General features: G+C 48.7%; 6 protein-coding genes. 3 read left to right on the forward strand and 3 right to left on the reverse strand.

Annotation, left to right across the window (positions count from 1 at the left end; translation table 11 throughout):
- The first annotated feature begins 595 nt into the window (after positions 1-595).
- From trkA to LLF78_04205, 3 genes are all read left to right on the forward strand, one after another.
- Entirely contained in the window at positions 596-1,969 is a 1,374-nt protein-coding gene (gene trkA, locus LLF78_04195) for a Trk system potassium transporter TrkA (GenBank protein MCE5201692.1), read from the forward strand.
- Positions 1,966-3,417, forward strand: coding sequence for a TrkH family potassium uptake protein (locus LLF78_04200; protein ID MCE5201693.1), 1,452 nt, complete (start codon positions 1,966-1,968; stop codon positions 3,415-3,417). Before trkA ends, LLF78_04200 begins: the two co-directional genes overlap by 4 nt.
- A gap of 198 nt (positions 3,418-3,615) precedes the next feature.
- Entirely contained in the window at positions 3,616-5,322 is a 1,707-nt protein-coding gene (locus LLF78_04205; GenBank protein ID MCE5201694.1) for an adenosylcobalamin-dependent ribonucleoside-diphosphate reductase, read from the forward strand.
- Positions 5,323-5,422: 100 nt separating this feature from the next.
- Here the strand turns inward: LLF78_04205 and LLF78_04210 are convergent, their stop codons facing one another.
- The 3 genes from LLF78_04210 to LLF78_04220 form a co-directional block, all read right to left on the reverse strand.
- Positions 5,423-6,307: an MBL fold metallo-hydrolase gene (locus tag LLF78_04210; protein MCE5201695.1), complete on the reverse strand. Its 885-nt coding sequence runs from the start codon at positions 6,305-6,307 to the stop codon at positions 5,423-5,425.
- A gap of 208 nt (positions 6,308-6,515) precedes the next feature.
- Positions 6,516-7,664: an FAD-binding oxidoreductase gene (locus LLF78_04215; GenBank protein ID MCE5201696.1), complete on the reverse strand. Its 1,149-nt coding sequence runs from the start codon at positions 7,662-7,664 to the stop codon at positions 6,516-6,518.
- Positions 7,665-7,676: 12 nt separating this feature from the next.
- Positions 7,677-7,946 (reverse strand): (2Fe-2S)-binding protein, encoded by a 270-nt coding sequence (locus tag LLF78_04220; protein MCE5201697.1) that lies wholly within the window; start codon positions 7,944-7,946, stop codon positions 7,677-7,679.
- Positions 7,947-8,019: the final 73 nt, after the last annotated feature.

Consider the following 8,019-nt stretch of genomic DNA (forward strand, 5'->3'; position numbering starts at 1 on the left):
GATTGAGTATCTGAAGTCAATAACGAAGATAAGAATAAATGGCGGTGAATGGATCACCGCCGAAGTGTCATCTAAAACCACTAAGCTCCTTAATGCTTGTGATATTCATATTACCTAATTGCAGAAAAGTTACAGGTTAAAATTCTGGCCAATTACGAAGTACCAGTATACCCCGGGCGTAATGGTCGTAGAATGGGCGCTGCTCTTCCTTGTCCTCTGTCTGCTTAACAACACTATGGCAAAAAAACTCATACACGCCAACAAAGTGACTGGCATTTGCCGTAATATAGAAAAAGGGGGACTTCACTATGAAACTATGGGTTTTCAATATGATTCTCTGTATTATACTGGGGTTTGGATCCTTCGCTTGGGCGCTCAAAAGGACAATAGATGCAGAGAGTGCGAAAAGGAAGGCTAAATAGTCAGAATAAAAGTTCATTTTTTGAAAAGCGTAATATAACAAATTAAAAACGGCGGAGAAATCCGCCGTTTTTTTACAAAAAAATAAGCCCTGCTTGCTTTTAATTTGAAAAGTGCTATATGATACATAAATAATGATGACATTCATTTAAGACCACTGAAGGGCGGAATAGATTTGCGCATCGTTCTGATAGGAGCCGGAGAGGTCGGTTATAACGTGGCCAGGGATCTGGCATCTGACGGGCATGATATTATTGTTGTTGAGAACAACGAGGAGAGGGCATTGCGTGCTGAGAATGAGCTTGATGCAATTGTCATCAGGGGCAATGGCGCAAGGCCGAGTGTTCTTAATCGTGCCGGAGTCAAAGACGGCTGCCGCGACATTCCGCTTCTGATAGCATGTACAAACAAAGATGAAGTAAATATCATGGCATGCTGGATCGCAAAAAAAATGGGCGTGCCGCATGTGATAGCACGTGCGGTTGGTCTTGAATTCACGGATAATGACACGTGGGCGAAAGACCTTGGCATCGATATGTTTATATCGCCCGAGCGTTCTGTGGCGAAGGAAATAGAAGAATTGCTGGAAGTACGCGGCGCGCTGCATACGGCTGAACTTGCCGGAGGCAAGGCCGGCATATACGTTTTCCGCGTTGCGGATGATTCTCCAATGTGCGGACTTCCTCTTTTTGAAGTAAGAAAAAGGAACAAAAGCCTTATAACGCTCATCGTATGTATCCAGAGAGAAGGAAAAAGCTTTGTGCCCAAGGCGAAGGAAATTCTAAGGCCTGGTGATATATGCTATACGATGTGTTACCGCGAACAGATACACGAAATAGAATCCTTGTTCCAGCCCATGCTTACAAAAAAACTGAAAAGAGTATTAATAATCGGCGCCGGTAAGATAGGTTTTCAGGCCGCCAAACGTCTTATCGACAGAATACCAAGAATTGATATCCGCATCATAGAACAGGACAGGGCGAAATGCGAGAAGGTTGCCCCCGGACTTCCGGGAGTGCTTGTAATATGCGGGGATGGGGCTGATTCGGAACTTCTTCTTGCAGAGGGGATAGCATCTTCAGATGGTTTCGTGGCGGCTACGGACCAGGATGAAACTAACCTCATGCTTGCTGTTTTAGGCAAAACACTTGGTTCCTCTAAGAGCATAGCGGTAGTCAAAAGACCTAACTATCTCGGAATGACGAAATATATCCCCGTTGATTCGATACTGAACAGGAATCAGACCATTGCCGAGGTTATCATAAGAAATGTGCGCTACCCCGGCTCTTCCAGAGTGCTGACCGTACTTGAAGAAATAAGCGCGGAGGCGCTTGAGCTGATACTTTCTGAAAGGTCTCCTGCCGCATGGAAGGCACTTAAGGATGTCGACCTTCCCGATGGTGCGATCATAGGGCTTCTTGAGCGCGGCTCTGATTTTCTCATACCTACGGGTACAACAGAACTGAAACCCGGCGATAAAATAGTTGTTTTTGCTTCAACAGATACAATGCCTTCGGCAATTCAGCAGCTTGGAGAGCCGTTAAAGTGAATTTCCGCATAGTATCGAAATTTCTCTCCGCTATGGTTCTTCTTATATCTGCGAGCATGCTGTTTCCGCTTCTGTGGGCTCTTAAAGATGGAACAAGCGATGTGAGTGCATTCGCGATTTCTATTGTCATAGGTATGATTTTCTCGTTGCTCCTCTTCTTATTAGGGCATAAAGCGGACTCAAAGGATATGAGGACACGGGAAGCTTTCGCTGCTGTCGCTCTTGCTTGGGTTTTTGCTTCATTTCAAGGTAGCCTGCCATATATGATTGGAGGATATATACCATCGTTTACGGATGCTTATTTTGAGACAATGTCAGGTTTTACGACGACAGGAGCCACGATTCTTAAAAATATAGAGATAAACCCAAGGGGAATTCTTATGTGGCGTGCTGAAACACAATGGTTGGGCGGCATGGGTATAGTCGTTCTTACTATAGCTCTGCTTCCGATGCTCGGCATGAGAGTTACGCAGCTTTTCAAAGCGGAAGTTCCAGGTCCGGTTCTTGAAAAAATAAGCCCGCGCATACAGGATATGGCCATAATGCTATGGAAAGTATACATGGGACTGACTTTTGTCGGTATAGTAATTCTCGCCGCGGGCGGAATGAGTGTTTATGAGTCAATATGTCACATATTTACCGCTGTCTCGACAGGTGGATTTTCGCCGCGTAATGCAAGTACGGCTGCATACAGTTCATCTTATGTCGATTGGGCCCTTACACTGATTATGTTTTTGTCAGGAGCAAATTTTAACCTTCATCTTCTGGCTATAAAAAATAAGACATTAAGGCCATATAAAGATCCGGAATTTTGCTTTTATTCCGAAATCATTTTTCTTTCAACATGCGCTGTCGCAATTTATATTTATGCGCAGGGTTTTTTCGGGAATATAGCAGATGCGGTACGTTTTGCAGCGTTTCATGTTGTCAGCATTATTACCACAACAGGTTTTGTATCTGCAGATTATTCGCTTTGGCCTCCTTTAACGCAGATGCTGCTTCTCTCTCTCATGTTTGTTGGCGGATGCGCCGGTTCAACGGCAGGCGCAATAAAATGTATACGTGTGAAAATAGCCGGTAAACAGATAGCATCCGAAATCAAGACATTTATACATCCTAATGCAACTGTTCCCGTAAGGATAGGGGAACAAACCATAGATCATAAAATGGTATCCTCTGTAACTTCTTTTATAGTGCTTTACTTCATCATTTTTATACTGTCGGTGATTGCTGTTTCGGCAACCGGGCAGGATATGATCACGTCAATAGGAGGCGTAGCCACAACGCTGGGAAACGTAGGCCCGGGATTTGGTGCTGTAGGCCCTGTTAATAACTTCGCATCGCAGCACCCACTTGCAAAGTGGGTCTTCACATTCTGCATGCTGTGCGGCAGGCTTGAGCTGTACACGGTCCTGGTCCTATTCTCAAAAGATACATGGCGCAGATAAGCAAGTAAATGTTTTTGGATCACAAATATCCACATAGATAGTCACACAATATATAGTGTTTAGTGGATAAGATAGACGTGTATCTAGTGTTTATCCTCTTCCATCTGCCGATTTTTATGCTATGATAGACTTTGTCATCCGATATGTTTATTCGTGCTTTTAAATATTTATGAGTCGGATGGGGAGGTCTTATACAGCATGATAGTCAAACCGTCATTCAGCAAATCAGCACAGGAAATACTCAGAGACCGCTATCTCTGGAGAGATGAGTTCGGCAGTCCGATAGAGACTCCGGAACAGATGCTCCTCCGCGTTGCACATCACGTGGCGTCTGCTGAGAAGACGCTGTCACTTCAGTATAAGTGGGCGGACGAATATTACGATGTGATGGCGAAGCTTCTCTTTCTTCCCAACAGCCCCACGATCATGAATTCCGGCAGGCCGGCGCCGCATGGCCAGCTTGCGGCCTGCTTTGTCATAGGAATAGAGGATTCGATGGAAAGCATCTGCGAGGCTATCCGCAAGCAGATGCTGATCCACAAAAGCGGCGGCGGCACCGGATTCAACTTCTCAAATCTGCGCAGCGCCGGTGCGAAAGTCAACAGCACAAACGGCCGTGCGTCAGGTCCTATTTCATTCATGAGTCTTTTTGACAAGGCGACGGAGACTGTCCAGCAGGGCGGGATGCGCCGCGGCGCGAACATGGGCATTCTCAACGTCGACCATCCCGATATCCGTGACTTTATACACTGCAAGGATACGGACGGAACGATCTCGAACTTCAACATATCAGTCGGGATGTTTGACAGTTTCATGGAAAAGGCTGAAGCCGACCATGACGGCGAAGAGGCAAAGCTTCTCCGCGAGATCGCGGAGACCGCATGGCGCACCGGCGACCCCGGGATAATATTCCTCGATGCCATCAACAGGGGAAACACAACCCCGAACCTTGGCCCGCTCATGAGCACGAATCCATGCGGCGAATCGCCTCTTTATCCTAACGAGGCATGCAATCTGGGTTCGATAAATATTGCCGGTATGTTCAAAAAGGGCCGGTTTGACTATGGACTGCTTAAAGAAGTCGCAGCCACCGCAACGCGATTTCTTGACAGCGTCATAGATGTAAACCACTACCCGCTGCCGGAGATCTCGGAGGCCGTAAGGCATACGCGCAAAATAGGGCTGGGCGTTATGGGGTGGGCGGATCTTCTTTTTCAGCTCCGCATACCTTACGACAGCGAGGAAGCACTTGCGCTTGCCGGGGAGATAATGTCCGTTATAAAGGCTGCCGCCCATGAAACATCGGTGCTGCTCGGCATTGAGAAAGGCATACCTGAGGATCTCGCGCACCTTGGACGCCGTAATGCGACGCTCACCTGTATAGCCCCTACAGGGACGATTGCGCTTCTGGCAGACTGCTCCTCCGGCATAGAACCTATTTTTGCACTGGAACACACTCGCGTTCGCACGCAGATAGACGGGACAAAGGTAATAATGAAGCAGGTCAACCGTTACTACGCCGAGGCCTTGAAGGAAGGGCTGCCCGATGATGTGATAAAGTCGGTTTTTGTGACTTCACACGACGTTTCGTCGGTTTTTCACGTCCGGACACAGAGCGTTTTCCAGAAATACACGGACCTTGCTGTCTCGAAGACGGTAAACCTGCCCCACAACAGTTCTGTCAAAGATGTGCTCGGTATATATGTTTTGGCATGGAAGCTGGGCTGTAAGGGCATCACGATTTACCGTGACGGCTCGAAATCTCAGCAGGTCCTCTACCGCAAGAGTGACAACAAAGAAGAAGATCCATGCGCAGAAGAGGGAGCGGAGCGTGACTCGGACCGTGAACCCGTTCCTGTTTTCACAGCATCGAAACAGCTTAAGCTTAAACGCAGACCTGACTGATAACAAAAAGACCGGCCGGAACACTCCGACCGCAGAACATTAAAGGGCAGGCCGCACGGTTTTTTTGGCGGCCTGCTCCTGCTTGATCCGGTACTGCAGGTCAGTCCCTCTTTTTCAGGTATAGAGTTCCCGCGTCGAAGCTCATGTTAAGCTCGCCGGAGTCTATCAGCGGAGTTATGATGGCCGCTGCGGTACTGTATATGAGCACGTACTGGGCAAGGTTCATATTGATCCCATGGCGGATGGACAGTGAAGCGAGGATGTCATCGCGTGTCTTTGGCTCGGTGCATATCTCTGCTATCTCATTGCGAAGTTTTTCAAGACAGCTCCTGTTGGCTTTGACCATAGGCTTTATATCGGAGCATATATCCCCGTGTGACGGTACAAATATTTCCGCAGCCATCTTCTCCAGGTTATCAAAAGTCGCCATAGCGCGTTCAAAGTCAGCGACGAACGGGATGCTGTATTTTTCAAGTATTTTTTCAGATATTGCTGAATCAGCGATAAAAAGCACGTTATCCGGTGTGCGGACCCCGATCTGTCCGTGTGCATGTCCCGCAAGGTCCACGGCAGCAAGCCCGAAGCCCTCAAGCTCGTCGCCGGGAGCAAAAAGTCTTGTCACATTTGATTTCTCAGCCTGCAGGAATTTATTGCACAGCTGCTTAGGTGCGGCCCCCGACCATAGTTCCTGTGGCTCCGTCTCGGGAAAGTCGATAAAAAAGGCCTCCTTGGGTGATGCTGCGATACCGCAATCCGTGCGTTTCTGGATGAAAGCGTTTCCGCCGACATGGTCGGCATGGAAGTGTGTATTGATTATCCATCTTAAGTTCCAGCCATTTGCCTCTATAAGGCGCAATATCTTGCGTCCTGCGTCGGGACTGTTGCCGCTGTCGATAAGCACCGCGCCGTTTTCTTTTACATAGACGCCGATATTGACTGGCCCGGGGACGGCCCATGTGCCGCCCTTCAAGTTGACGAGTTCCATTATTCTATCACCCCTGACATTGTTATCTGCAGATTATAGCAGTTAAATCTGCTGGGAATATTCTGTCAAAAAAATAAAAGAAAGACAGCCGGCATATTGATATGCCGGCTGCCGTGTTTCTATAAAATTTTAAGGAAAAGCTATTCGATACAATACACGGATAAAAATTCTTTTGTGCATTTGATCCGGCGTTTCCTAAAGTTTCCGACTAGACGACGTTCGGCTCTACTATGCGCTCACCGCGCTCAAAGCGGTGATAGTCCATGATAGTAGGATCAATAGGCGGTTTGTCACCGTTGAGAAGTGCGGTCATGATCTGGCCGGCCACCGGGCCCAGCATGAATCCGTGGCCGGAGAAGCCAGTTGCATGCCAGAAGCACTTGACATCGGTCTCTCCGAGGATCGGCGCCGCATCCGGAGTCATGTCATAATAACCGGCCCACTGACGGACTACGCGGATGTTCTTTGCACGGGGGAGCATCTTGACTATTGTCCTCGCTATGCTTGCAATCGAATGTGCGGTTGATGTATAGTCCAAAAGCGGTTCGTGCGACGGGCTTTCGCCTGCTATTATCGATCCGTGCGGACGCTGCTGTATGTAATAGTTCCCGCTGAAGCTCATAAGCATTGGCGGACACACGCCTGGATCTACAGGTTCCGTAATGATGATCTCATGACGCTCCGCCCAGTTTGGCAGGATGATCCCGGCCATCCTTGCAATGTCCTGAGCCCACGCCCCTGCGCAGTTGATGACCTGACCGCACTCGATGGTTCCGCGGTTTGTCTCTACTGCCTTTATAACTCCGCCCTCGGTCTTAAGACCGGTCACGTCTGTGAACTTGTAGAACTTTGCCCCGTAGCGCTTTGCCGCTTCCTGAAAGGCGAATGTTGTGAGAAACGGGTCCGCATGGCCGTCTCTCTGATGGAATGTGAATCCGAGCGCATCCTCGACAGCGACGCCAGGGCAGATTTCCTGGGCCCTTTTTACGTCTGTAAATATCTCTGTCTTTATGCCCAGGCTGTGCTGGAGTTCTACGTTCTTCTTGAACTGCTCCCATTCCTTCTCTTTATACGCTACAAGAAGGTATCCGCCCTGGTTAAGGCCGGTGGGCAGACCAAGTTCTTCGTCGAGATGTTCAAATGTATCGAGACAGGCCAAAGCCATACGGCAATTGAGTTCCAGCCCCCACTGTGCGCGTATGCCCGCTCCGCAGCGGCCCGTCGAGCCTGAGCAGACTGTGTTCTTTTCAACAAGCACGACATTCTTTCTTCCTGATTTTGCAAGGTAATATGCCGTGGCTGTGCCTACGACACCCCCGCCTATTATTACAACATCAGCGGTTTTCGGAAATTCCATAACCTGCACCTCCTATTCGTCCCCGGCGAGGAGGCCGAGCTTGATTGGTTTTACCGGAGGCCTTATGGTTCCGGGGTCGATCTCTGAGATGGGTTTGCCGGTAGCCTTCGATAGTTCGCGAAGTATTATGTCGCGGCACCCTCTTCCCTGGCACGGCCCCATCCCGACGCGCAGAATCCTTTTAAGTTCCTCAAAATTCGTGTAGCCCTCGGCAATCCACTCGCGGATCTCGTCTATCTCTATTTCCTCGCAGCGGCAGATAATGTTTGCTTTTTCTGTCATGGCTAGCACACCACCTTGATGGCACGGATATCTCCGGCCAGTTTTTTAGGGATGATCACGCTCACTACTTTGG

The organism is Synergistaceae bacterium (assembly GCA_021372895.1).
Taxonomy (GTDB): domain Bacteria; phylum Synergistota; class Synergistia; order Synergistales; family Synergistaceae; genus JAJFTP01.